23 protein-coding genes are annotated in these 24443 nt (G+C 74.1%); 14 read left to right on the top strand and 9 right to left on the bottom strand.

What is annotated here, in order from left to right:
• The first annotated feature begins 37 nt into the window (after positions 1-37).
• From ACWDD9_RS21010 to ACWDD9_RS21020, 3 genes are all read left to right on the top strand, one after another.
• Entirely contained in the window at positions 38-739 is a 702-nt protein-coding gene (locus ACWDD9_RS21010; protein ID WP_449812299.1) for a CHAP domain-containing protein, read from the top strand.
• A gap of 382 nt (positions 740-1121) precedes the next feature.
• Positions 1122-2639 (top strand): S8 family serine peptidase, encoded by a 1518-nt coding sequence (locus ACWDD9_RS21015; protein ID WP_387975232.1) that lies wholly within the window; start codon positions 1122-1124, stop codon positions 2637-2639.
• 238 nt (positions 2640-2877) lie between these two features.
• Positions 2878-3417 (top strand): hypothetical protein, encoded by a 540-nt coding sequence (locus tag ACWDD9_RS21020; RefSeq protein ID WP_387975229.1) that lies wholly within the window; start codon positions 2878-2880, stop codon positions 3415-3417.
• A gap of 124 nt (positions 3418-3541) precedes the next feature.
• Here ACWDD9_RS21020 and ACWDD9_RS21025 read toward each other — a convergent pair whose 3' ends face one another.
• The 3 genes from ACWDD9_RS21025 to ACWDD9_RS21035 are packed head-to-tail and all read right to left on the bottom strand — an operon-like array spanning position 3542 to position 6146.
• A complete protein-coding gene (locus tag ACWDD9_RS21025; RefSeq protein WP_387975226.1) occupies positions 3542-4144 on the bottom strand; it encodes a hypothetical protein in 603 nt (200 codons plus the stop codon).
• Positions 4141-5400: a DUF7224 domain-containing protein gene (locus ACWDD9_RS21030; RefSeq protein WP_387975223.1), complete on the bottom strand. Its 1260-nt coding sequence runs from the start codon at positions 5398-5400 to the stop codon at positions 4141-4143. The genes ACWDD9_RS21025 and ACWDD9_RS21030 overlap by 4 nt, the downstream gene beginning before the upstream one ends.
• A 2-nt stretch (positions 5401-5402) precedes the next feature.
• The gene (locus ACWDD9_RS21035) at positions 5403-6146 is read right to left on the bottom strand and encodes an ATP-binding cassette domain-containing protein (protein WP_387975220.1); all 744 of its coding nucleotides are present in this window, start codon (positions 6144-6146) and stop codon (positions 5403-5405) included.
• Positions 6147-6546: 400 nt separating this feature from the next.
• Here ACWDD9_RS21035 and ACWDD9_RS21040 point away from each other — a divergent pair, with 400 nt between their 5' ends.
• Together ACWDD9_RS21040 and ACWDD9_RS21045 are read left to right on the top strand one after the other, a co-directional pair.
• On the top strand, positions 6547-7527 hold the full coding sequence (locus tag ACWDD9_RS21040) for an endonuclease/exonuclease/phosphatase family protein (protein WP_380739712.1): 981 nt from the start codon (positions 6547-6549) through the stop codon (positions 7525-7527).
• 280 nt (positions 7528-7807) lie between these two features.
• Positions 7808-8887 carry a hypothetical protein gene (locus ACWDD9_RS21045; RefSeq protein ID WP_449812300.1) on the top strand — a complete coding sequence of 360 codons (1080 nt, stop codon included), beginning with the start codon at positions 7808-7810 and terminating at the stop codon, positions 8885-8887.
• 93 nt (positions 8888-8980) lie between these two features.
• On the opposite strand, the gene ACWDD9_RS21050 is transcribed toward ACWDD9_RS21045, so the two are convergent.
• The 4 genes from ACWDD9_RS21050 to ACWDD9_RS21065 form a co-directional block, all read right to left on the bottom strand.
• The gene (locus tag ACWDD9_RS21050) at positions 8981-11329 is read right to left on the bottom strand and encodes an FtsX-like permease family protein (protein ID WP_449812301.1); all 2349 of its coding nucleotides are present in this window, start codon (positions 11327-11329) and stop codon (positions 8981-8983) included.
• Entirely contained in the window at positions 11326-12012 is a 687-nt protein-coding gene (locus tag ACWDD9_RS21055) for an ABC transporter ATP-binding protein (protein ID WP_049654433.1), read from the bottom strand. Before ACWDD9_RS21055 ends, ACWDD9_RS21050 begins: the two co-directional genes overlap by 4 nt.
• Entirely contained in the window at positions 12009-12542 is a 534-nt protein-coding gene (locus tag ACWDD9_RS21060; RefSeq protein ID WP_074005410.1) for a PadR family transcriptional regulator, read from the bottom strand. The genes ACWDD9_RS21055 and ACWDD9_RS21060 overlap by 4 nt, the downstream gene beginning before the upstream one ends.
• Before the next feature lie 126 nt (positions 12543-12668).
• Positions 12669-13925, bottom strand: a complete 1257-nt coding sequence (locus ACWDD9_RS21065) for an alpha/beta hydrolase (RefSeq protein ID WP_449812302.1) — start codon at positions 13923-13925, stop codon at positions 12669-12671.
• Positions 13926-14070: 145 nt separating this feature from the next.
• Between ACWDD9_RS21065 and ACWDD9_RS21070 the strand changes: the two genes are divergently transcribed.
• Together ACWDD9_RS21070 and ACWDD9_RS21075 are read left to right on the top strand one after the other, a co-directional pair.
• Complete coding sequence (locus ACWDD9_RS21070; RefSeq protein WP_049654428.1) at positions 14071-14529, top strand: MarR family winged helix-turn-helix transcriptional regulator; 459 nt, start codon at positions 14071-14073, stop codon at positions 14527-14529.
• A gap of 111 nt (positions 14530-14640) precedes the next feature.
• Positions 14641-14925, top strand: a complete 285-nt coding sequence (locus ACWDD9_RS21075) for a hypothetical protein (protein WP_117484918.1) — start codon at positions 14641-14643, stop codon at positions 14923-14925.
• A gap of 66 nt (positions 14926-14991) precedes the next feature.
• Here ACWDD9_RS21075 and ACWDD9_RS21080 read toward each other — a convergent pair whose 3' ends face one another.
• Positions 14992-15804, bottom strand: coding sequence for a maleylpyruvate isomerase family mycothiol-dependent enzyme (locus ACWDD9_RS21080; protein ID WP_449812303.1), 813 nt, complete (start codon positions 15802-15804; stop codon positions 14992-14994).
• A gap of 221 nt (positions 15805-16025) precedes the next feature.
• On the opposite strand from ACWDD9_RS21080, the gene ACWDD9_RS21085 reads away from it, so the two are divergent.
• The 7 genes from ACWDD9_RS21085 (at position 16026) to ACWDD9_RS21115 (ending at position 22136) form a co-directional block, all read left to right on the top strand.
• Entirely contained in the window at positions 16026-16550 is a 525-nt protein-coding gene (locus tag ACWDD9_RS21085; protein ID WP_449812304.1) for a SigE family RNA polymerase sigma factor, read from the top strand.
• On the top strand, positions 16537-17409 hold the full coding sequence (locus ACWDD9_RS21090; RefSeq protein WP_449812305.1) for a hypothetical protein: 873 nt from the start codon (positions 16537-16539) through the stop codon (positions 17407-17409). Before ACWDD9_RS21085 ends, ACWDD9_RS21090 begins: the two co-directional genes overlap by 14 nt.
• A gap of 252 nt (positions 17410-17661) precedes the next feature.
• Positions 17662-18198: an EF-hand domain-containing protein gene (locus ACWDD9_RS21095; protein ID WP_449812306.1), complete on the top strand. Its 537-nt coding sequence runs from the start codon at positions 17662-17664 to the stop codon at positions 18196-18198.
• Positions 18195-19328 carry an isocitrate/isopropylmalate family dehydrogenase gene (locus ACWDD9_RS21100; RefSeq protein ID WP_449812307.1) on the top strand — a complete coding sequence of 378 codons (1134 nt, stop codon included), beginning with the start codon at positions 18195-18197 and terminating at the stop codon, positions 19326-19328. The genes ACWDD9_RS21095 and ACWDD9_RS21100 overlap by 4 nt, the downstream gene beginning before the upstream one ends.
• Positions 19325-19948 carry a cysteine hydrolase family protein gene (locus tag ACWDD9_RS21105; protein WP_449812308.1) on the top strand — a complete coding sequence of 208 codons (624 nt, stop codon included), beginning with the start codon at positions 19325-19327 and terminating at the stop codon, positions 19946-19948. Before ACWDD9_RS21100 ends, ACWDD9_RS21105 begins: the two co-directional genes overlap by 4 nt.
• A complete protein-coding gene (locus ACWDD9_RS21110; protein ID WP_449812374.1) occupies positions 19945-20895 on the top strand; it encodes an SAM-dependent methyltransferase in 951 nt (316 codons plus the stop codon). The genes ACWDD9_RS21105 and ACWDD9_RS21110 overlap by 4 nt, the downstream gene beginning before the upstream one ends.
• Positions 20896-21350: 455 nt before the next feature.
• The gene (locus ACWDD9_RS21115; RefSeq protein ID WP_049659004.1) at positions 21351-22136 is read left to right on the top strand and encodes an MHYT domain-containing protein; all 786 of its coding nucleotides are present in this window, start codon (positions 21351-21353) and stop codon (positions 22134-22136) included.
• Between the two features lie 155 nt (positions 22137-22291).
• On the opposite strand, the gene ACWDD9_RS21120 is transcribed toward ACWDD9_RS21115, so the two are convergent.
• Entirely contained in the window at positions 22292-24304 is a 2013-nt protein-coding gene (locus tag ACWDD9_RS21120; protein ID WP_449812375.1) for a M4 family metallopeptidase, read from the bottom strand.
• Positions 24305-24443: the final 139 nt, after the last annotated feature.

Consider the following 24443-nt stretch of genomic DNA (forward strand, 5'->3'; position numbering starts at 1 on the left):
CGCCCCGGGGCACGGGATGCACTCGAAGGAGTCACCGATGTACCCGACCCGTCACCTCACGCTCCCCACCCTCAAGCAGCGCACGGGCCGCGCCGTCGCCCTCGCCGTGCTGACGGCGGCCGCGCTCACCGGGACCGGCGCGGCGGACGCGCTCGCCCTCCCGGCGACCCCGCCCGCCGCCGGCTCCACCGCCACCGCCGACAGCAGCGCCACCGCCACCGTCACCGGCGGGACCACTGCCGACGCCGACGCCCTGCGCGAGGGTGCCGCGGCACCGGCGGCAGCCACCCTGCGGGACCGGATCGCGGCGGCGGCGCGCGGTCAGATCGGGGTCACCGAGAGCGACTCGGCCTGCCAGAAGTACCTCACCGGAAAGGGCCAGACCTGCCGCAACACCTCCTGGTGCGCGGCGTTCGCCGAGTGGACCTGGCGGCACGCCGGGGTGAAGAGCGCCCCGACCACCCTGCTCGGGCGCGGGGTCGGCAAGTGGGGGCAGGAGCACCACCTGTTCCACACCGGCTCGCCGAAGCCCGGCGACCTCGTCGTCTACGGCCCGCCGGCCTACGAGCAGGGCGGCCACGTGGGCGTGGTGGTCTCGGTGAACCGTGACGGCACCCTGGACACCGTCGAGGGCAACGTCAGCAACAAGGTGGCCCACCGCCACATCGACCCGCGCACCGCCAAGGGCGGCGTCAAGAACTGGAAGATCTCCGGCTACGTGACCCCGCCCGGCGCCTGATCCCCACCTCCGCGCCCGGCCCGGGGCCGCCCCTCCACCCCATGGAGGACGCGGCCCCGGGCCGGGGGGGGTTCGCGGGCGGTGCGGCTGGGGGCGGGGCCCCGGGCCCGGTCACGGTGTACGCCCTGGCGACCAAGCCGTGGCGTTCCGGGGGCAGTTGTCGATCCCTGCTCTCCGGTTCGACGCGGGGCCGCGCACCTTGGCGGGCGTCCGGGGGGGCGTGCCCGGTGCGGGAACTCCCGGTCGCGCGGGCCGTCTTGGGCACGGTCGGCATATCGGGGCGAGGTGGTGGACAGCTTTACTCCCGTACCACCCTCATGTGCCTGCCCGGCCGTCACTCTGCTGTCGGGCGGGTCCCCCACCCTGATGATGCGGAGACCACATGGCTCGACGACGTTCCTTGCCCCGGCTCGGCCTGGCCGTCCCGGTCGCGCTGGCGCTGACCGCCTCGCTCGGCTTCCTTCCCGCCTCGGCCTCGGCGGCACCCCGAATACCGTCCGCCGCGCAGGCCGAGGACGCGCACACCCTGTCGTACGTCGTCAACACCAGGACCGACCACCGCACGATCGCCGAGGTGCAGCGGGCCATCACCGCGGCCGGCGGCACCGTCGTCGTCACGTACGACGGGATCGGCGTCATCGTCGCCCACTCGGCGGACCCCGGCTTCGGCGGGCGGCTGCGCGCGGTGCGCGGAGTGGAGTCGGCGGGTGCCACGCGGACCGCGCCGCTGAGCGCGGCGGGGACCACCGAGGCGGGTGCCGTGCGGCGCCTGTCCGAGGCCGAGGTGGCGACGATCGCGAAGGCGTCCGGCAGCGGCACCGAACCCCTCGAAGCCGAGCAGTGGGCCCTGCGGGCGATCGGCGCGGACAAGGCCGCGGAGATCAACCCGGGCAGCAGGGACGTCACGGTCGCCGTCATCGACACCGGCGTCGACGACACCCACCCGGACCTCGCCCCGAACTTCTCCCCCTCGCAGTCCGCGAACTGCGCCAGCGGCAAGGCCGACACCACGTACGGCTCCTGGCGGCCGGTGGACGCGAACTACTTCCACGGCACGCACGTGGCGGGCACGATCGCCGCCGCCCGCAACGGCGTCGGCGTCGCGGGCGTGGCACCCGGGGTGAAGGTCTCCGGCATCACCGTCTCCCAGCCCACCCCGCGCCAGCTGATCTACGCCGAGAGCGTCGTCTGCGCCTTCGTGTTCGCCGCCGACCACGGTGTGCAGATCACCAACAACAGCTACTACGTGGACCCGTGGCAGTACAACTGCCTGGACGACCCCGACCAGAAGGCCATCGTCGACGCGGTCAACCGCGCCCAGCTCTACGCGCAGCGCAAGGGCACCCTCAACGTCGCCGGGGCCGGCAACGCCAACCACGACCTGGCCTCCGACGGCTTCACCGACGGCGGCAGCCCCAACGACTCCACCCCGGCGAGCCGGACGGTCGACCCGCACCGATGCTGGGACCTGCCCGCGCAACTGCCGGGCGTCGTCACGGTCAGCGCGACCGGCGCCAAGGGCGCGAAGGCGTACTACTCCAACTACGGCCTCGGCGTGATCGACGTCGCCGCGCCGGGCGGCGACCAGTACCAGGCCTCGGACACACCGTCCAAGGAAGGCGGCATCCTGTCGACGCTGCCCGACAACCAGTACGGCTACGAGCAGGGCACCTCCATGGCCACTCCCCACGCCTCCGGTGTGGCCGCGCTACTGAAGTCCGCCCACCCGGAGGCGACCCCGGCCCAGCTGCAGGCACTGCTCAAGGCCCAGGCGGACAACCCGGGCTGCCCGGCCGGCCCGAACGGCGACGCCGCCGCGGACCCCGTCTGCGCGGGCGGCAAGCGCGTCAACGGCTTCTACGGCTTCGGCATCGTCAACGCGCTGCGCGCGGTCAAGTAGCCGGCGCCGCACCCGTCCCGTGCCCGAACGCGCTGACGCCCCCGGCTGTCCAGGCCGGGGGCGTCGGCGTTCGCGGCACGCCGGGTGCGCGCCACGCCCCACAGGTCGGGCGGTAGGCCCCGGGACCTTTCGGGCGGGTGCGGGCATTGAACGTCAACTACGCTGCTGTCACCATCAGTTGGCCGATGCAGGACCGGTCCGCCGAGCGGGCGCGGATACGGGGAGGGAGGCGGCGAGGGTGCGGACGGCAACACGGATCGCGGCGGCGGTACTGGCGGTGGCGCTCCTGGCCGGAGCCGCGGCGCTGACCTGGACACTGGCCGCGGAGCGGATGAGCGCGGCCCTGGGGTTGGGCCCGCCGGACGGCGTCGTCGTGGTGGAGGACTGCTACGAGGTGTCCGACAGCGAGGGCTACAACGACGGCACCAACTGCAAGGGCCGCTTCACCCCCGCCGGCGGCGGCGCGGACCAGGCCCGGCCCATCGTGGTACAGGACACGAGCGGAAAACACCGGGCCGGCACCCGGCTGCCGGTACGGCTGGCCAAGGGCGTGGCCCACGAACCGTCGGCGTCACCCGTCATCAAGTACGGCATCGCCGCCGCCATGATCCTCGTCCTGGGCACCGTGTCGGCCGGCTGGCTGCTGACGACCGCCTGGCGCGGCCACGCCCCGGAGGGCAGCATCCTGCTCACCAGCGCCGGCGTCGGGTTGATGGCCGTCATGCTCCTGGGCATCGCCGCCGGCCTGCTCGCCGGAATCGTCGCCCTGTTCCTCTGAGCCGGATCGGCAGCCCGTCATGCGGCAACCGCTCGCTGCCGCGACTCGGGCGGGCACGTCATCGGTGCGGCCACGACCGAGGCCCCCTTCATCCGACGGTCCCGCTCCGACAGCGATCGAGACGTCAGTCGCCATCGACACCGGCACGCCGGCGCAACGGGGGGACGACGAGCGAGAGAGCACCGATGGCAAGCAGGACCAGAGCTTGTATCGACGCGGTAACTGATCTGGCGTCGTGCAGTGGCCAGGCCCAGATGCCGGGCCTGTTGTGCACCAGACCGAAGGAGGCGCACAGGAAGGGGAACAGCGCAGTGGCCGCCGTGGCGACTCGCCCTCCCGCGAGCCAGCGGATGATGAGGGCGAGGCCGAGGTAGCCGGCGAAGTCGCGGGCCAGGGCGGTGGCGGCGCTGCCCGCGCCCGCCGTGGATGCCACGACGGCGGCCAGCGCGCAGACCACGACACATGCGGCCATGAAGACCGCGTCCCATCCGCCCACGGCGCGGACCGCGACGCGCTCCGCGACAGCGTCGGCACGGGCCTGGCCCTCCAGGATCAGGCAGACGGGAACCAGCGGAAGGAGCGAGGACATGGGCAGGTCGAACGTCAGCCCGCCGATCACCACCGGGATGGGGACCGTCACGGAGTCGGCGCCGCTGCCCAGCAGGATGCAGGAGAGCAGGCCGACGGCGACGGCGGGCACGTACCTGATGCGCAGCCACCAGATCATCGGGCCGCCTGGAAGGAGGGCGCGCCCGGCTGATGGTACTGCGCGGGGTCCAGGACCGGCTTGACGTCGCAGCGACCCAATGTGTCCGCGTTCTTCCGGAACCACGCGAGCTGTTCACCCTGCGGGAGTGTCATGACCTGACGGGCGATCTGCACCTCCTGTGGCCGGTAGCTGCCTTCGACCGTCCTGGGGGTGACTCCGGCCGTGAGCTTCAGCCAGGACGACAGTGGGGCGACCGCCTCCACGCCGGGCCAGCGGGCGAACGACTCCTTGGCGCAGTCGGGAGCCCCGTTGGGGATGTACCCCAGCGCGACGAGTGATTGCACCTCGTCCTTACCGGGCCGGGCGGATAACGGTGCCACCGTCAAGGGCTGTGCCAGACCAACGGCTTGGAGACGCTGGTGGGCCTCGACCGCCCAGTCGGTGATGCTGGTGGCGTCGGCCCGCTGCTCGGGCCACAGGCACACCCGTGGCGCCGCCGTGGTGCAGGTCTGCTCGCTTTCCGGACGTGCTTGCGCTGCGCGGTATCCGAGAGGTGCCGCGATCCCCGCCCCTGCCGTCGCCGTGGCCACCAGTGCCAGGACGGCGGTCAGCCGGTAGTTCCCGCGCAGCCTCGTCCAGATCCAGGCGGCGACCACCATCCCGACAGCCACGACGGTCGGCGCGAGGACCGCCCGGGTGGCCGGCAGTTGGTCCAGCGCGCAGCACTCGGTGAGGTTGCGGCCGTTGAGCTGACGGACCCAGAAGGCGTCGAGGGTCGACGGGTAGGCCATCCAGAGGAAGCTGGCGACGAGGGTCAGGGGCACGGCGAGCAGCCGCGGCAGGACATGTCCGAGTACGTAGCCGGCCACGGTGTGCGCGAGGACGACCAGCAGTTCCAGGAGGATGACGACGGGGGTGGACCAGCCCGGGAGGCCGCCGGCCTGCGGCACGAACAGGGCGAGGGCAGCCAGGACGGACACGGTGCCCAGGGCCAGGGTGGGGGCCAGGAGGGGGAGGGCGATGGCGGTGGCGGAACGGGCGGGTGCCGTACCGAGGACCGCGGACCGGCGCACCTTGAGGCCTTCCCAGGCCCCGCAGGCCGCGACGGCGGGCGCTGTGAAGCTGAGCAGGAAGCTGCTCTGGGCGGTGACGGAAGGCCAGTAGCCGTCGGTGATCCAGCCGGTCATTCTGCCGCTGTACATCGTGATCCACACGAGCAGGACGGGCATGGCCCGCACGGCTGACGAGATCCGGAAGATGGTGCGCCAGGGCACGGTCAGACCTCCCCGGTGACGATGCCGGCATAGGCGGTCTCGGCACGGCGTTCCGCGGGGACACCGTGCGGCGCGAGCGTCAGGAAGGAATCGATGGGCCCTTGATGACGCACCTTTCCCTGGTCGAGGACGACGACCGAGTCGTAGGTCTCGGCCAGGTCCTCGGTCTGATGAGTGGAGACGACGAAACTCGTGAGGTGGCGCAGCTCGCCGATCAGTTCCCGGAAGACTCCGCGCTGGACCGGGTCGAGTCCCGCCGTGGGCTCGTCCAGGAGCACGACCTGGGCGTCGTGTACCAGGGTCTGGGCGATCCCCAACCGTCGTAACTGTCCACCGGAGAGTTCCCCGCTGCGCCGGTCCGCGAGCGAGGTGAGCCCGACCTTCTCGATGGCCTGCCGGGACCGCTCCCAGGCCTCGCTCCGCGACATGCCCTTGAGCCAGCCCGCGTAGGCCGCCTGTTCCCGCACTCGCAGGCCGGGCACCGGCCGCACGTGCTGAGGGAGCCAGCCGACCTTCCGGCGGTAGGCCTTGAGGTCCTTGGAACTGCTCGTGTCCAACCCGTCAAGGGTGATGCGACCGGTCTCGGGCCTGAGAGCGGAGGCGATCAGGCCCAGCAGGGTCGACTTGCCGGCGCCGTTCGGGCCGAGCAGCACGCTGCACCCTTCTCCCAGGCGGAGGCTGAAGGAGTCCAGGACCCGGGAGCCCTTGCGGTAGCCGAAGGAGCAGTCAGTTACTTGAACAGGCATGATCACCGATCCGCTTTGCATTCTGAGCTGGTGAGAGATGTGGTGCCGCGTCACCCGGACGCTTTCCCACAGACACGTGCAGCATCGGCTATCCCACTGCACACCTGTCCGGGCGGTGACACAGCCGGGGCATCCATGCGGGCGCCGGCACGTGTCGGAGCGTTCCTCCCCGGAGATGGCGACGGAAGCATGCTCACATCCGTTGATCTGCACCGTCTTCCTTCTGGAGGGCTGTGCCGCGAGGCCTGCTACGAAAGTTCGGATCCGATGATGCCGTACAGATCGGCGCGGGGCCCGGCTTCGGCCGGTGGTGCGGAACCGGGCCCCGGGCGCGGGCGTCCGTCCTTCTCGACGGCGGCCGGTGATCATGGCTGCCGGCCGCCGCCCTGGAAGGAGCACCGTGACGGACCGTACGTCGAAGAGCGCGTCGCCCGCCGGCCGGAGCCGTTGGCGGCTCGCCGCGCTGGTCGGGTGCGGGGTGCTGCTGCTGGGCCCGGCCGGGCTCGCGGTGGTGCGGCTGCTCGGGTGGGACGACGGCACGGTGCTGGCCCTGCCGATGGCCGGGCTGCCGTACGCGGCGCTGCTCAGCGTGCTGCTGCTGGCGGTGGTGGCGGTGCTGCGCGCCCGGTGGCTGACCGGGGTCGCGGCCGCGCTGGTGGTGCTGCAACTGTGGTGGCTGGTGCCCCGGTTCGTCCCGGACGGGGCCCACGCGCCCGCCGACGCGCCCCGGCTGCGGGTGGCGACCAGCAACAACTTCATGGGGCAGGTCTCGCCGAAGTCCCTGGTCGACCTGGTGCGCGAGCAGCGGATCGACGTGCTCGCGGTCGAGGAGCAGAGCGACTCCGCCGCCGACGCCCTGGACGCGGCCGGCATCCGCACCCTGCTGCCCCACCGGGAGCGGCCGGCCGGCACCGACACCGCGCTCTACACCCGGCTGCCCGTCGGCTCCGCCGCCGACCCGGCCTGGCCGACCACCAACCTGACCGTCGACGTCGGCGGCCGCCCGGTGCAGCTCGTCGCCGTCCACACCTACTACCCGCTCGGCGACGCCCGCCGCTGGGCCGAGGACCTGCACGGCCTGCGCGCCGCCGCGCCCGGACGCAACCACAACGCGGTCCTGCTGGGCGACTTCAACGCCACCCTCGACCACAAGCCGATGCGCGACCTGATCGGCACCGGCCTGACCGACACCCACGAGGAGCTCGGCGCGGGCCTCTTCCCCACCTGGCCCCAGGACCACCCCGACTACCGCGTCCCGGCCGTGATCCAGATCGACCACGTCCTGCACGGGCCCGCACTCACCGCCGTCGACGTCTCCGAGCACGCCCTGCCGCGCAGCGACCACCGGGCCGTGGTGGCCGAACTCGCCGTCCTGCGCTGAACGCCGAACCCGGGCAGCCGGGGGCAGCGGTCGGCCGGCGGCCGGCCGGCGGGAGTGAGCGTCCCGCGACGGACGACGGCACGGGGTAGACGCCGGCCGGGCGCGGCCAGGGGTGTGCGGCGGGCGCGGAGTTGAGTATCCGTGCTCAGGACGTCCGCGGGAGGGCGTCCCGCGTCTCCGGCAGTCGGCGGGTGGCTTTTTTCGCTTTCCATCGACCTTCAGGCTCTGATAGGACAGCACCCGGCCCGATCGGGCCCATGTGCGCAGGGGGGAACACGACATGTGGAAGACCAAGCATCGGCACCGGGGGCGCGTCGCCTCGATGCTGGCTTCGGCGGTGGCGCTCGCCGCCGTGATGACGGCCGCGCCGGCCGGGGCCGCGCCCCGGGCCGTCACGGCTGAGGCGCCGACCGCCGGGCTGAACCTGATGCTGCGCGCCGATCCGGGGAAGGTCGTCCAGACCCGTCGGGCGCCGGACGGGACCTGGGACGCCGCCAGGGAGGTCCCGCAGTTCTACAGCTTCCGGTACTGGACGACCGTCGTCGACTCCGGACGGCTGCGGCTGCTCGGCCTCCGGTACTCCGGTCCGATGAGCACGCAGTTCGTCCAGTCGACGCAGCAGCCCGACGGCAGCTGGCCCGCGCCGACTCCGATGAAGGGCCTGGCGGAACTGCCCCTCTCCAGTCAGTACTTCCAGACCGGCAGGGCCGGCGCGGCGGTGGTGAACGGCCAGGTCCAGCTGGCGGCGATCGACCCCTCGGGCCGGCTCGTCCACACCGTGGAGGGCCCGGACGGGAACTGGCAGCCCTGGGGGGCGATCAGTGCCCCTCCGGGACTCGCCTCGGACCGGTTCTCCAGCCTCGCGACGGCCGAGGTGAACGGTGAACTCCACATCGTGGCCACCGTGTCGAACGACGGAAGCGTGCTCCACACCATCCGGCACGCGAACGGCACCTGGGACGGCTGGGGCAACATCATGGGCGCGGCCGGGACCCCCTCCCCGTGGGGTGCGCCGCACGACGTGGTCGCGGCGGGCATCAACGGACAGCTTCAGGTCGCCGTGGTGAACAACAGCCAGATCGCCGTCTACCACACGATCCGCACCTCCGACGGCAACTGGGGCGGCTGGGGGCCCATCGGCCAGCAGGTCCTCGACCAGCCCTTCTACGTGTGCGGCGCCGACGGCGCCAACGTGGACAACGAGCTGCACCTGGTGTTCGAGACCTGCACCAGCAGCGGCACGCTCTTCCACACCGTCCGCCACGCGAACGGCAGTTGGAACAAGGCCGGGTACGTCCAGGGTGCCGTCGACCTCTCCCCCTGGCGGCCGGTCCCGAACGGATCGGCCGCCGGCGGCTGACCGCGCCGGTGACGGTCGACCGGCCCGGGGGCCGTCGCCCGGGCCGGCTGACCGTCCCCCACCCGGGCGGCGCCGTCCGGGCGGGGGGCGGGGTTATTCGTGGCGCAGGGCGTCCGGGCGCATCAGGCGCAGGAGTTGGGGCAGGCCGAGGGCGGTGGTGAGGAGGACGGCGCCCGCGGCGGTGGCGGTCATGGCGAGCAGGGAGGCCCAGTCGGTGTTCAGGGGGACGCCGGAGGAGTACTGGAGGACCGTTCCGGTCAGGAGGCCGGCGGCGGTGGCCAGGGCCAGGCCGAGGGCCATCGGGAGGAGGGTCTGCCACAGGACGGACAGGGCCAGGACGCGTCGGGGGGTGCCGACGGCGTTCAGGACGCCGAGGACGCGGCGCTGTTCGCGCAGGCGTTCCAGTTGGCCGACCAGCAGGCTGAGGGCGACCAGCAGGAGGGTGATCGCCGATCCGGCGGTCAGCAGGCGTTTGACGGCGAGGTAGGTGGCGTCGGGGGCGGGGTCGAGCGGGAATTCGGTGCGGGCCTGGGGGTCGATCGCCATGACGGCGGTGGTGAGGTGTTCGTTCGGGTCCGGGAGGGCGTCGGCGAGTGAGACCAGGACGGTGGCCGGCTGTCCGCGCAGGGCGTCGGCGGGGACGGCGGCGGGGGTGAGCAGGAGCAGGCCGGCTCCGATGCGGCCGTTGGGGTCGGCGTCCTGGACGGGGGTGACGGTGGCGGTCGGGGCGGGCAGGGGGAAGGGGGCCGGTTCGCCGGTGCCGCGGTAGTAGGCGGCGTGGACGGTCGTTCCGGGCGGGACGGGGTCGGTGCCGGGGCGGGCGGTCGGACCCTGGAGGGCGAAGGCGTCGCCGTCCTCGCAGTGGGGCAGGGTGGCGAATCCGCGCAGGACGGCGCAGGAGGCGATGCGGACCGAGGGCAGTTCCCAGGACTTGGCCGTGGCGCTCTCCAGGGCGAACTCGGTGTAGGCGGCGGTGGCCTGGATCCCGGGGCTGCGGGCGAGGCGGTCGGCGAGGGCGTCGGCGGTGGGGCCGCCGCCGGGGAAGGTCACCGATTGCCGGTAGGGGCCGGTGGTGGGCTGGGGCCGGGCGTACTGCTCGTACTGGGTGCTGATGCCGAGGAAGAGCGTCTGCAGGGCGATGGCGCCGGCGATGGCGACGACGACGCCGCTGACGGCGGTGGCGGCCGGTCCGGAGCCCGTCTGCAGGCGGCGGGTGGCGAGTTGCCAGGACAGGGCGCCGCCGCCGGCCCGTCGGGTGACGGCTTCGACGAGCCAGGGCAGGAGGGTGCAGACGCCGGTCAGGGTGAGCAGCACGCCGAAGGCGACGAGGAGCGAGCCGCGGGTGCCCTGGGCCGGGTCGGAGAGGGTGAGGGCGAAGACCGTCAGGGACAGGCCGGCCAGTGGCAGCATGAGGCGCCATCCGATGCGGCGCCGGCCGGGGTCGGAGCGGCGGACGGTGCCGAGCGGGTCGAGGGCGGCCCGGCGCATGGCGAGCAGGGTGACGCCGACGGCCATGAGCGGGACGACGACGGCGATCGCGGCGGCGATGGCGGGCTGGGGTGCAACGTCCTCGGGGTAGAAGCTGAATCCGGCGAGGCGGACGCGTCCGATGAGCTGCCGGCCGAGGAGGAAGAGCGCCGTTCCCGCGGCCAGGCCCAGCACCGTTCCCACCAGGGACTCCCCCGCGGCGATCCGGGCGGTCATCCGGCGGTCGGCGCCGCCCAGGCGCAGTGCGGCGAGCCGGCGGTCGCGGCGTTCGCCGCCGAAGCGGGCGGCGGCGGCGAGGAAGACGCCGACCGGGGCGAGCATCACGGTCAGGCCGACGGCGTTGAGCAGGACCAGCTTGGGGTCCATGTCTTTGGGCGGTGAGAAGTGGCCGAACGCGGTGATCCGGACGGCGCCGGTGTCGACCGAGAGGTGGTCGCCGCCGAGGACGTAGTCGGCCTGGCCGGGTCCGAGCAGTCCGGCGGGGCCGATGGTGCCGGTCACGGGGTAGGGCAGGCGTTCGCGCAGCAGGTGGTTGGCGGGGTCCTTGAGGAGGTCGGCGAGGGCCGGGGAGACGGCCATCGTGCCGGGGGCCGGGTAGGCGGCGAGGCCGGGCGGGAGTGCGGCGTTCGGGCCTTCGGGTTGGACGACGCGGCCGCGGACGGGGGTGCCGTGGAAGGCGGTGTCGGCGGGGGCGACGAGGACGGTGCGGTCGCCGGGGGTGGGCAGGTCCTCGTCCCGGAAGGTGTCGTTCTGGGTGTAGAGGCGCTGGTCGCGATGGTGGACGAGGCCGGGGAAGGAGGCGGTGAAGAGCAGGAGGGCCACGCCGAGGCCGACGCCGCAGGCGGTGAGCAGCAGGCGTCCCCAGCCGTCCCGTCCGCTGGTGACGGCGAGCCGGGCGCCGAGGGCGAGTTGGTCCAGGTGCGGTCGGCGGACCCGGGGGTCGGTGGCGCTCACCGGGTGGTGGCCAGGTCGCGGGTGCGGCCGTCGCGGACGACGATCTCGCGGTCGGCGTAGGCGGCGACCCGTACGTCGTGGGTGACGAGGACGACGGCGGCGCCGCTCTCGCGGGCGGCGCGGGTGAGCAGTTTCATGACGCGTTCGCCGTTGAGGGAGTCGAGGGCGCCGGTGGGTTCGTCGGCGAAGACGGCTCGGGGGCCGGTGATCAGGGCGCGGGCGGCGCCGACGCGTTGGCCCTGGCCGCCGGAGATCTCGCCGGGGCGTTTGGCGGCGGTGTCGGCGACTTCCAGGCGTTCCAGCCATTCGGCGGCGCGGGCTTCGGCGGCTTTGCGGCGGGTGCCGTTCAGGCGCAGCGGGAGGGCGACGTTCTCCAGGCAGGAGAGTTCGGGGACGAGTTGGCCGAACTGGAAGAGGAAGCCGAAGTGGGTGCGGCGCAGGGCGCTGAGTTCGCTGTCGGTGCTGGTGGTGAGGGAGCGGCCCTGGTAGGTGATGGTGCCCTGGTCGGGGCGGGTGATGCCGGCGAGGCAGTGCAGGAGGGTGGACTTGCCGGAGCCGGAGGGGCCCATGACGGCGACGAGTTCGCCGGCGGCGACGGTGAGCGAGGCGCCGGCGAGGGCCGGGGTGGGGCCGAAGGACTTGTGCAGGTCCTGGGCGTGGAGGAGGGGTTCGGCGGTGGTCAACGCGGGGTCTCCGTCAGGCGGGCGGTGAGGTCGTCGAGGCGGGCGGCGGTGAGTTCGAGCCAGCGCAGGTCGGCTTCGAGGTGGAACAGGGCGTGGTCGCAGATCAGTTCGTCGGCGAGGTCGCCGGCGAGTTTGCGGCGGGTCAGTTCGCGCATGGTCCGCAGGTGTTCGGCGCGTTGGGTGTCGAGGACGTCGGCGGCGGAGCGGCCGGTGAGGATGGCGAGCACGACCTTCTGGTAGAGGGTGCTCTGCAGGTAGGGCTGCGGGTCCTCGGGGTGGGCGAGCCAGTCGGCGAGGTCGGTGACGCCGGCGTCGGTGATGGCGTAGCGCTTGCGGTCCGGGCCGCCGCCGGCTTCCACGCCCTCGACGACGACGAGGCCGTTCTTCAGCAGGCGGGAGAGGGTGGCGTACACCTGTCCGTAGTGCAGGGCGCGGTCGCGGCCGAAGTGCTCGTCGTAGAGGCGTTTGATGTCGTAGCCGTGGCGGGGCTGGGCTTCCAGGAAGCCGAGGAGCATCTGTCCGAGTGACATGATCAAGGACTATACACACCATGTATACATGGTGTGTATAGCGAGGCGCGCGGTGCCGCCGCCGGGCTCGGGGGAACGCCCCGGGGCGTGGAGGTGCCCCGGGGCGTGGCCGTCCGTCCGCGCGGGTCAGCCGCGGCGCAGCGCGGTGAGCGGGGCGGGGGCGGTGCCGAGCCACCATGCCGGGTCGGCGCTGCCGTCGGTGGTGCGGCCGTCGCGGTGGACGTAGTGGCGCACGTCCCGTCCGGGGTCGGTGAACTCGCCGGCCAGGGCCCGCTCCAGCCACTCCGCCCCGAACCGGAAGACCTCGGCCGCCACTCCCCCGAGCGGGTGGAACTCGTCCTCGTAGACCCGCAGCTCCTTCGGCGCCCGGATGCGCTCGAAGCTCTCCAGGGCCTGGGCGAGGTCGGTGAGCTCGTCGAACTCGCCGATGCCGTGGAGCACCGGGCAGGCGATGTCGGCCACCAGGTCGCCGAGCGGCATGCGGTGGGCGAGGTCGTGGTCGAAGGCCTCCTCGTCGGTGTACCCGGCCATGTACATGTAGTTGTTCTTGAAGGTCGGCTGGGCGCGCTCGAAGATCGTCGCGAAGTCCCCGGTGACGGCCTCGAAGGCGGCGAGCGCGGCCAGGCGGCCGTCGGCGGCGGCGGCCCGGGAGCCCCAGTAGCCGCTCATCGAGATGCCGAACATGCCGATCCGGTCGGCGTCGACCTCCGGGAGCGCGGCCAGGTGGTCGAGGTAGCGGCCGATCGCCCGCTCGTAGTTGCCGAGGTCGACGGTCAGCCCGCCGGCGCGGCTCTCGCCCTGGCCCGGCCCCTCGATGGACAGCGCGACCATCCCGCGCGAGGTGTAGTAGCGCTCGGCCGCCCAGATGTAGTCCTCCTTGATCATGTCCATCCCGGGGCCGAGGATGACGGCCGGCGCGTTGCGGACCGGCCCGGCCGGCAGGTGCAGCAGGGCGAAGATCCGCGAGCCCTCGAAGTCCAGCTCCACCCGCCGCACCCGGCCCTCGCGCAGCGCGCCCAGGCGCTCCACGCAGTGGTTGGCGTGCTCGCGCATGGCCGCCTTGCGCGGGTCGGCGGCGTCGAAGAGCGAGTACTGCGCCCGGCCCCACATCACGGCCGCCCTCAGGTAGAGGTCGGCGGCGGTCTGCGCGAAGCCGCCGCGCTCGTGGTGGGCGGCGCGCTCCTCGGCCTGGCCGGCCACCGTCGCCCACGCCTTGGGCAGCATCGCGCCGCTCCTGACGAGGGCGAAGACCTTGGCGAAGTCGGTGTGGTCGTGGCCCAGCTGCTCCATGGTGCCGACGGCCTCGGGGTGCAGCGCGTCGAAGCCGCCCTGGGCGAGGGCGATGTCCAGGGCCCAGCTCTGGCCGGCGGAACGGACGGTCATGACGGTCTCCTCTACGGGGTCCGACGGGGGGATCCGGTTGCGGGTCCCCCGGCGGGATCCGATTGGCTAAGCACTTAATGAATAAGTACTTAGCCATTAAGTCCCGAGGCTAGGCTGCTGTCAACCCGACGAAGAGGACCGACCAATGGCCGAGCCGCCACCCACCGACGACCGCGCCCGGGCGCTCGACCGCCTGGCCCGCGCCGCCTACCGCCTCAGCGCCGCCGACGCCCGGCTGCGCGGACGCGCCACCCGCACCCCCGGCGCGCTCTCCCTCACCCACGCCCGGGCCCTGCGCACCCTGGCCGAGCAGGGCCCCCTCAGCATCGGCGGGCTCGCCGCCGGTACCGAGACCACCGGCGCCGCCACCACCCAGCTGGTCAACGGCCTGGTCGCGGCCGGCTACGTCACCCGCACCCGCCAGCCCGAGGACAAGCGCTCCGTCCTGGTCGCCCTCACCGACACCGGCCGGGCCCTGCACGACCAGCGCCAGCGGGCGCTGGCCGACGCCCTGCACGGCGACCTGGGCGACTACGACGACGACGCCCTCGACCGGGCCACCGAGGTGCTGCAGCGGCTGTCCGCCGTCTACGACCGGCTGTGACGCCCCGGACCCGCCGGGGCGGGGGCCGCCCCTGACGTCCGGGGGCGCCGGGGCTGGGCCGGATGCCGCTGTGCGGGTGCAGGGGGGCGGTGTTGCGGCGAGGTTGTGGAGGTGGACACCGTCATCGTGCTCGAACCCGATACGCCGACCAACGTGCGGATCCTCGGCCCCGGCCGCGTGCCGGCGGACCCCGAGAACCCGGTACGGATGGCGCACGCCGCCCCCGCGGAGGCCTCGGGCGTCTGCGGGCCGCTCACCCTGTGCGGCCTGCGCACCTCCGAGATGACCCTCGCCCCGCACCGCTCCCCCGGGCCCGGCCGGCCGCGCTGGAACACCTGCGGGGCGTGCCGCGACGCCGAGGGGGGCGCGGCGGCCCGCGCCCCCGGTCCGGCGTAACCCGGCCCGGCCCCGGCCCCGGCCCGGGCGGGCCGCCCGGCGGGGTCAGGGGTCAGGGGTCAGGGGTCAGGGGGCGGCGAACAGCCCGGGGAAGGACGGGGCCAGCCAGGGGCGGCGGCCCCAGGCGAGCACCTCGCCGCGCAGCAGGGCGCCGGGGGCGCTGCGCCGGCCCAGCGCGATGAGCAGGAACGCCACCGGTTCGACGAGGATCGTGCAGTCCGGGCGGCGGGGCGGGTCCTGGCTCACCGCGGCGGCGCCGTCCGTGAAGGTCACCGCGAACCCGTCCAGGCCCCGGCCGCGCAGCCGGTAGCAGGCGCTGTGGCCGGCCGCGGCCCGGGCGTCCGTCACCCGCGGCATGACCGTGCGCACGAACGGCATCGCCAGCCCGACCCGGCGCCGGTCGATCGGGTGCGGGCGGCCGAGGGCGACGGCGATGTCGTAGAGGTGGCCCAGCATGTGGGTCAGCAGGTAGGCGCCGAGGGTGTCCAGGTCCATCCGGCCGAGCGGGGTCGACACCGGCTCGGTGCCCGCGCGCGGGGCGGCCGCCAAGGTGAACTCCCGTGCCCGCCGGGCGATCTCCTCGGCGAGCACGTCCGGGTCCCGTTCGGGCCGCTCGGCCAGCGAGGCCGCGTTCGCCGCGGCCAGCGAGCCCGGGGTGCCGTCCCCGTACGGCCGTTCCTCGCCGGCGGCCAGCGCGGCCATCAGCTCGTTGGCCATCGCCAGGTGGGCGGCCGCCTCGGCGACCGTCCACTCGGCGCCGGGGATCCGGGTGTCGCCGCGGCAGCCGGCGAGCAGGGCGACGGCCTCGTCGCCGACCGCGGTGACCTCTTCGAAGAGCGCGGTGCGCGCGGCACCGGGAGAGTGCGGGGGGAGAGTCATGGAGGTGAAGCGTGGACGAGCGCCGCGCCGCTGTCCAGGTCCCCGCACCGCCCGGGGCACCGGGCCGACTCCCGGACCGGCTCGCGGGTCCGCGCCCGCAGGCAACCCGAACCGCCCCCCGACGCGTCGAGCTGCCGTGAGAGCAAGAACGAACACGCGGCCCGGGCGGCCGCCACGGCAGACGGGAACGGCACGGACACCATGGCGGGGACGACGGCAGGATGACGAACGCGACACCGCCGGACTTCGAGGAGTTCGTCGCCGCCTGCGGGCCCAAGCTCCTGCGCACCGCCTGGCTGCTGACCGGCGACCCGCACCAGGCCGAGGACCTGCTGCAGACGGCGCTCGCCAAGGTCTGGCCCAAATGGACGCGCATCGCCCCCGACCGGCCCGAGGCGTACCTGCGGAAGGTCCTGGTGAACTGCCACGTCTCCTGGTGGCGGCGCCGCTGGACCGGGGAGCTGCCGCACGGCGAACTGCCGGAGCCGCCGCCGGGCCCGGACCCGTACGACGGGGTGGTGCTCGGCCGGGTGGTCGCCGAGGCGGTGCGGTCGCTGCCGCCGCGTCAGCGGGCCGTGGTGGTGCTGCGCTTCTTCGAGGACCTCAGCGTCGAGGAGACCGCCGAGGTGCTGCGCTGCAGCACGGGCACCGTCAAGAGCCAGACGCACCGGGCGCTGGCCGGCCTGCGCGGCCGGCTGCCGGCCCGGGAACTCCTGCTGGACGGGGGACCCCGTGAACGGCACTGACCTGCTCGACCCGTACGGTCCGGGCGACGGCGGGCCCGACGACGAGGAGGAGCTGCGGATCCTGCTCCACCGGGCCGTCCCCGCCCTCGGTTCGCCGGAGGACCGGATGGAGCGCGTCCTCGCCCGGGTCGAGCGGTCCAGGCGCCGCCGGCGGGCGGCCGGGCTCGCCGCGGGCCTCACCGCCGGACTCACCGCCGCCGTGCTGGCCGCCGCGCCCGCGCTCGCGCCGGCACCGGTGCGGGGGGCCGCGACGGGGCCCGCGGGCTCCGTGTCCGCCCCGGTCCTGTCGCCCCCGGCGGCGGCGCCGGCCCCGTCGGTCTCGCCCGCCCCGACAGTGCCGGGGGAACCGTCCGCCGGGAGCGGGGCGACGGTCTTCTTCCCCCGGCTGCCCGAGATGGTCCTCGACCCGCCGGTGAACTGGCACGCCCTGGCCGCGTCGAGCGCCGACCCCCGGGAGCGGTTCGGCTACCTCGGCACCCAGCCGCTGGGGGCGTCCCCGTCGTGCGCGACGGTCGCGGCCCGCTGCCCGCTCGCCGGGCGGCTGGCCGTGGACGGCGCCGTCCTCGCGTTCCGGCTGGTGGACGACCAGGGGCTGGCCGAGAAGCTCGGCCCGGACCCGTCCGGGCTGGGCGACACGGCCCTCGACAAGGAGTGCGCGGCGCTCGGCGGCGACCGCGAACTGACCGGCCTGCGCGCCATCGACCGCGACGGCCCCGCCGCGGTGGTCGAGGTGACGGCCTGCCTGCGCCAGGCCTCCGACCCGACGGTGCGCCAGGCGCGGCAGGCCTTCGACTCCGTCCGCTCCGCCCCGCCGGGCGGCCGCTCGCCGGGCCCCACGGGCCGGGCGGCAACGCCGTAGGCCCCGCCGTCCGGCCCCTCGCCACGCGCGAGGGGTCGGACGGCACCCCGGCGGCGGCTGCGGGCCGTCGCACGAGCCAGCCTGACTATCTGTCCAACCGACCGGCCCGTCATGCGCGCGCGGGCGCATTGCCCACGATCGGGTGGTCCGGCCGCACTTCGCACGCCGACGGCCGGTCCGGGACCGGATAGTGGAGCGGTCGCCGAGGCACGGGCCCGGCGCCCTTCGTCCGGAAGACCGAGGTGTACCGCCATGCCCACCACCGCAGCCACCGACCGTGTCGGGCTCGTGTTCTCACTGTTCGACGCCGACGGGAACGGCGCCATCGAACCGGCCGACTTCGACCTGATGGGCAGCCGTGTCGTCGCGGTGCTCCCCCAGGCCGACGAGGAGGCCAGGGACCGGCTGCTCGACGCCCTGCAGCGCTACTGGCGCACGCTGGTGACCGAGCTGGACGCCGACGGCGACGGACGGATCAGCCCCGAGGAGTTCACCGCCGTCGTGCTCGACCCGGAGCGCTTCGACGCCACCATCGACGAGTTCGCCCGGGCGCTCTCCGAGCTCGGCGACCCGGACGGCGACGGCCTGGTCACCCGCCCCGACTTCCTCGCCCTGATGACCGCGATCGGGTTCGACCACCGGAACACCACGGCCCTGTTCGACGCGTTCGGCCCGGTGGACGGCGACCGCGTCCCGGTCGCCGTCTGGGCGGAGGGCATCCGCGACTACTACCGCCCCGAGAAGGCCGGCATCCCCGGCGACCGCCTGGTCCCCGGGACGGCCCGGTGACCCCGGCCGCCCACCAGGGCACCGGCCCGGCGCCGGTGCCCGGCGCCGGGCAGCCCGCGATCGGGCTGGCGGTGGGCCGGGGCACCGGCCCCGAGCTCGCCGCCGTCTTCGAACGCGTCCTGCGGGTGCTCACCGCCGCCCGCCCCACGGGCGTGCGGATCGTCCGCTCCCCGCGCCTCTACCACTCCTACGTCTCGCTGCGCCCGCTGGCCGGCCCCGCCGGGATCCAGGACCTGACCGGGCAGGACGCGGAGCACTACGAGCGGTTCTGCCGAGACCTCGCCGACGCCGGCACCACGGCCGTCTTCCGCACCGCGATCAACGCCCAGTCCCTGTACCTGGTGCGCCACCGCCTGCGCGCCGTCAAGGTCGACCTGTTACGGGAAGGAGAAACGTCACTGCTCCTGGTCCGCGACCAGGCCCAGGGCTTCTACACCGGGGAGAACCGGCACACCCCGGGAGAGGTCGTCCGCACCATGGCCTTCAGCCGGGAGACCACCGAGGCCGTCGTCCGCCACGCCCTGGAGCGGGCCCGGCGCGAATGGCCCGACGGGCGGATCGACCGCATCGTCATGGCCTACAAGTTCCATCTCCTGGACGGCGCGTTCGACGCCTGGGTCGCCGACATCGCCGAGCGGCTGGGCATACGGATCGAGGTGTTCCAGCCCGACACCGTGAACCGCAACCTCATCACCCACGGCCTGCCGGACCGCACCCTGCTGATCGCCGGGAACGAGTGGGCCGACATCATGCACGTGGTCCTGCTGGACCGCTTCGGCGCCCAGCGGCAGGAGAGCCGCTGCACGGAGAACGTGTACCTCGGCCCCGGCGCGGCCGGACTGGTGGAGTACCAGACCGTGCACGGCTCCGCCGACGACCTGGCCGGGCGCGACCTGGTCAACCCGGTGGCCACCCTGCGCGCCGCGGCCCTCGTCGCCGAGCGGCACGCCGCGGTGCCCGGCGCCGTCGGGGCGGTCGAGACCGCCCTGGCCGTCCTGGACGACAAGGGCGTGCACACCCCGGACCTCGGCGGCCGGCACTCCACCACCGCGGTGGTCGACGCGCTGGTCGACGTCCTCGACCTGCCCGGCGCGTCCACCGGATCCACCGCCCCGGTGGGCGGGCCGTGAGCGCCCGGACGGGAACGGCCCTGGTGGTGGTGGACCTGCAGAACGACTTCTGCACCGGGCCGGTGGCCAGGGCCCGGTTCGGCGGCGACGGCGCCGTCCTGGACGCCGTGGTCGCCAACAGCGTCCGGGCGGTGGACCTGGCCCGGCGCGCGGGCGTGGAGGTGGTGTTCGTCCGCTTCCTCGGCGACACCGCCCACCAGGGCGCGGCCTGGCGCGCGCGGGACCGGCGGCTGGGCAAGCGGCCGAAGTGCCTGGAGGGCACCTGGGGAGCCCGGTTCCACGGGGTGGCCCCGGCCCCGGGCGAGCGGGTCTTCACCAAACGGGCCTGCTTCGACGCCTTCCTCGGCGACGGCCTGGAGGAGCACCTGCGCGCCGGCGGCACCGGGCACCTCGTCTTCGCCGGCCTCTACACCGACGTCTGCGTGGACTCCACCGCCCGCACCGCCTTCCAGAAGGGCTTCCACATCACCGTCCTGACGGACTGCACCACCTCCCTGCACCTGCCCCACGACGAGGTCCTGCGGTTCATGCGCGTCCTGTACGGCGCCCGCACCACCACCGGCGACGACCCCGCGGCGTGGACGGCGCCCGTGCACGAGGAGGACCCGTGCACGCCCTGACCGGACCGGAGGACGGGACGGCCGCGGCCGCGGCGCACGGCGTCGCCTCCGGAGTGGGCCGTACCGCCCTGCTGGTGGCGGCCGCCCGCGCCATCGAGACCCACCGCCCCGACGCCCTGGCCCGCGACCCGCTCGCCGAGCACTTCGTGCGCGCCTCCCCCGCCTCGGCGCACTGGCCCCTCCACCCCGACCAGGTCCCCGACGCGGAGGCCGACCCGCTGTGGGGGCGCCTCGGGCGCTACTTCGGGCTGCGCACCCGCGTCCTGGACGACCACCTGCTGGCCGCGGCGCGGGCCGGCACGCGCCAGGTCGTCATCCTGGGCGCGGGCCTGGACTCCCGGGCGTACCGGCTCGACTGGCCGCCCGGCCGCGTCCTCCACGAGATCGACACCGAGCAGGTGCTGGCCTTCAAACGGGCGGTCCTCGACGCGGCGGGCGCGGCCCCCGCCACCGAGCGCCGCCCGCTGGCCGCCGACCTCCGCGGCGACTGGGCCGGGCCGCTGCTGGAGGGCGGCTTCGACCCGGCGGAGCCGACCGCGTGGCTCGCCGAGGGGCTGCTGCTCTACCTCCCCGCCGAGGCCGAGCGGCGGCTGATGGCCACCGTGCACCGGCTCAGCGCGCCCGGCAGCACCCTGGCGTACGAGCTCAAGGACGTGGCCGCCGAACCGCCGGCGGTGCGCACGGCCCCCGCGTACGTCGCGGCCCGGGAGCGGCTCGGCATCGACCTGCGCGCCCTCTTCGACGCCGGCCCCCGCCCCGACTCCGCCGCGGAACTCACCCGCCTGGGCTGGACGGTGGCCGTGCGCAGCCCGTACGACTTCACCGCCCTGCACGGCCGCGGTCCGGCGCCGGAGCCGGACGACGCCCTGGCGGCCAACCGCTGGGTCTTCGCCGCCCGCCGCGGTCGGCCGGGCGGCGTCCCGGGCGGCATCCCGGGCAGCCGCTGAATTCCGCGGCATTCCGCGGTATTCCCTGCCGTTCGGCGGGGGGGCTCCCCCGCCGGACGGGCGGGATTATCCAAGGGGTTTTCCGAAAGGGAAAAGGATGCACCCGCTGCGAAAACCGCATTACTCGACGTAATGTCGATCATGGATTCCGCCGCCTCGCGCCGCCCTTGGCCGGGGCCCGGGTACACGTCAATTCCGTTATACGGCACGGGATTTCGCAGATCCCCACGTGACCGGCGGGGGTGCCGGAAAATGCCGGACGCCGGCGGATTCACCTGACCGATCCTCATCGGTTCACCCGGTTGTCGATTTCGCGGAAACTGTTCGTCGCTATACGATCCTTCAGGAATCGGATCCTGATCCCCGGCCGGACCGGCAGACCCCGCAGTCGCCGCACCGGCCCGGGCAGAAGCGCGTTCCGCCCGTCCCCCCGCACGAACGCACTCCAGGTGACCATGCATCCCCACACCGCCCACATCGACGGGTTCCACTACGGCTGGATCAACCCGGTCCTGTCCTACCTCATCGCCTGCACCGGCGCGGCGCTCGGACTGCGCTGCACCGTACGGGCCCTGACCCTGCCGCCGGCCCGCCGCCTGGGGTGGCTGCTGCTGTCCGCGGTCGAACTCGGCTGCGGCATCTGGACCATGCACTTCATGGCGATGATGGGCTTCGCCGTCACCGGCTCGTCCGTCGTCTACCGCGTCCCCGAGACCCTCGGCAGCCTCCTGCTGGCCATCGTCGTCGTCGGCGCCGGCGTCCTGTACGTCGGCTACCGCCGCAGGACGCTCGCCTCCCTGCTGATCGGCGGCACCGTCACCGGCTGCGGCGTCGCGGCCATGCACTACCTCGGCATGGCCGCCATGCAGGTCCAGGGCGTGGTCTCCTACGACCCCGTCCTGGTGGCCGTCTCCATCGCCATCGCCGTGGCCGCCGCCACCGCGGCGCTGTGGATGACCCTCAACATCACCGGCTTCGCCGCCTCGCTGGTCGCCTCCCTGATCGCCGGGGTCGCGGTCACCGCCATGCACTACACCGGGATGGCCTCCGTCTCCGTCCGGCTGGACGACCGGCTCCTGCCCGCCGGCCTGCCCGCCTCCCAGTTCGTCGTCCCGCTCGCCGTCGCCATCATGGCCGTCATCGCGATCGGCGGGTTCGTCCTCACCCTCTCCCCGCAGGACCCGGTCGACGTACCGGCCCGGGAGCCGCTGCGCGTCAAGCTCTTCGACCGCGGCGCCTGACCGGCCCGCCGTGCCGCGCGCACGGCACCGACGCCCCGGGGGCGGCCCGGACAACGGGCCGCCCCCGGGGCGTTTCGCGCGTACGGCTGCGCCGCGGCCCGTCCCCCTCGACGGGCCGCGGCGCAGCGGCTTCACGGGGTGTCAGCGCGTGCGGGTCACACGGCCTGCCACAGCGCCGGGACGTTCGGCGGCTCCCAGCCGACCATGGCGGTGTGGCCCTGGAGGCAGCGGTAGGAGGCGCCGTTGTAGGTCACGACGTCGCCCGCCTGGTAGGTGGTGCCGGCGGTCCAGGTGCCGCCGGGGTTGGGGTTGCCCCCGCCGCCGACGGTGAGGCTGTACTGGGCGGTGTGGGTGGTGGCGCCGGCGGTGCCGGTGACGGTGATCTGGTAGGTCCCGGTCGCGGCGCTGGAGGCGGCGGACAGGGTCAGGGTGGAGGAGGAACCGGCCTGCACCGACGAGGGGTTGAAGCTCGCGGTGACGCCCGCCGGGAGGCCGGAGGCGGTGAGGCTCACGGTCTGGGCGGTGCCGGAGGTGACGGCGGTGCTCACCGTGGAGGTGGTGGAGGCGCCGGGCTGGGCGGAGCCGGAGGCCGGGCCGAGGGAGAGCGAGAAGTCGTTGCTGCCGTTGTTGGAGCAGGTGGGGTCGCCGCTCTGGGCGGGGACGCTGACGGCGTCCCAGGCAGCCTTGGCCCGGTTGAAGAAGGTGCAGGTCGGGTCGAGGCTCTTGGCGGCGGTCAGGGTGGCGGTGCGGTAGCGCTTGTAGGTCATGCCGCTGGTCTTGAGCAGCATGCCGCCGTAGAAGACCCGGCCGGCGTCCTTGATGCCGATGCCGGTGACGGAGGAGTTGTTGCAGGTGGGGCTGGTGGGCTTGCCGCCGCCGGGGTTGGAGCCCTCGGCCAGCAGGTAGAACCAGTGGTTGAGCGGGCCGGCCGCCGCGTGCTCCTCGGTCTGCGGGATGGAGGAGGAGTAGCAGTTGGGGTTGTTGCTCACCAGGGAGGGGTTGTACATGTTGCGGATCGGGCCGTTGCCGACCAGGTTGATCATCTCGCCGACGGTGTAGTCCGGGGAGTCGTACGGGGCGGGCTCGTTGGCGTACGACTCGGTCAGCGCGCCCATGATGTCGCCGGTGGCCTCGCCCAGGCCGGACTCGTTGTTGGCGCCGCCGGGGGTGTACTGGTCGATGCCGTGGCCGAACTCGTGGCCGACGACGTCGATGGAGGCGATCCACTTGTTGGCCTGGCTGTGGCCGATGGATATCGTGCTGCCGTCCCAGTAGGCGTTGACGTCGTTGAGGCCGACCTTGACCGGCCAGCTGCCGCCGTTGCCGTTGTGCCCGTTGCGACCGAGCCAGTCGCGGAGCATGTCCCATTCCTTCTGGGCCGCGAACATCGCGTCGCCGCAGCCGGTCTCCTTGCTGGAGGCGCTGCCGGTGCCCCAGGAGTCGCTGGACTTGGAGAAGACCTGGCCGGTGCTGTAGTCGGAACACGACAGGCCGGGCCGGTTCGGGTCGCGCAGCGAGTAGGAGCCGCCGGAGTTGGTGGTGCTGATGGTGACGGGCGCGGGGCCGTTCCACTCGCTGTTGATGGTGCCGGCGCGCACGTCGTCGTAGCTGTCGACGACCTCGCCGGTGGTGGCGTCCACGAAGACGTGCAGGCGGCTGGGGGCGCTGCCCTTGTGGCCGGTGAGGACGGTCTCCCAGGCCAGGCGGCCGGTGCCGTCCTTGACGCGCACGACCAGGCGGCGGGACTCGACGGAGTCGACGGCGGCCAGCTTGGTGCGGGCGGTCTTCTCGGCGTGCTCGGCGCTGACCTGCGGGGTGGTCGAGCCGCCGACGGGGCCGGTGGCGGCGGACTGCAGGGCGCGGACCTTGCCCTGGGCGTCGGCGAGGACGACCGCGTCGCCGCCGACCACGGGCAGGCCGTGGTAGCTGCGCTCGTAGGAGACGGAGTAGAGGCCGCCGAGCCAGGGGGTGACGGTCTTGCGCTCGTAGGTCTCGCCCGGGCCCTTGGCCAGCGCGTCCAGTCCGGCCGCGGCGACGGCGTCGGCGGCGTTGACGGCGGCGGCCAGGGCGCTCGGCGGCGCCGGGGAGGGGGTGGGCGCGGCGGTGGCCGGGCCCGTGGCGGCGGCGATCATGCCGGCCAGCACGGTCAGGGTGGTCGCCGTGGTCAGCAACCTGCCTGCGGTGACTCTGCGTTGCATCGAGGCTCCTCGCATGTGGGGGTCCTCGACCGCGGACGGTAGGGGCTGGTGGCGCGCCGCGCAGCCGTATCCGGGGGACGGCCGTGCGGGCCGTCCGCGCTCGGGTGCC

Source organism: Kitasatospora sp. NPDC001119 (genome assembly GCF_053598475.1).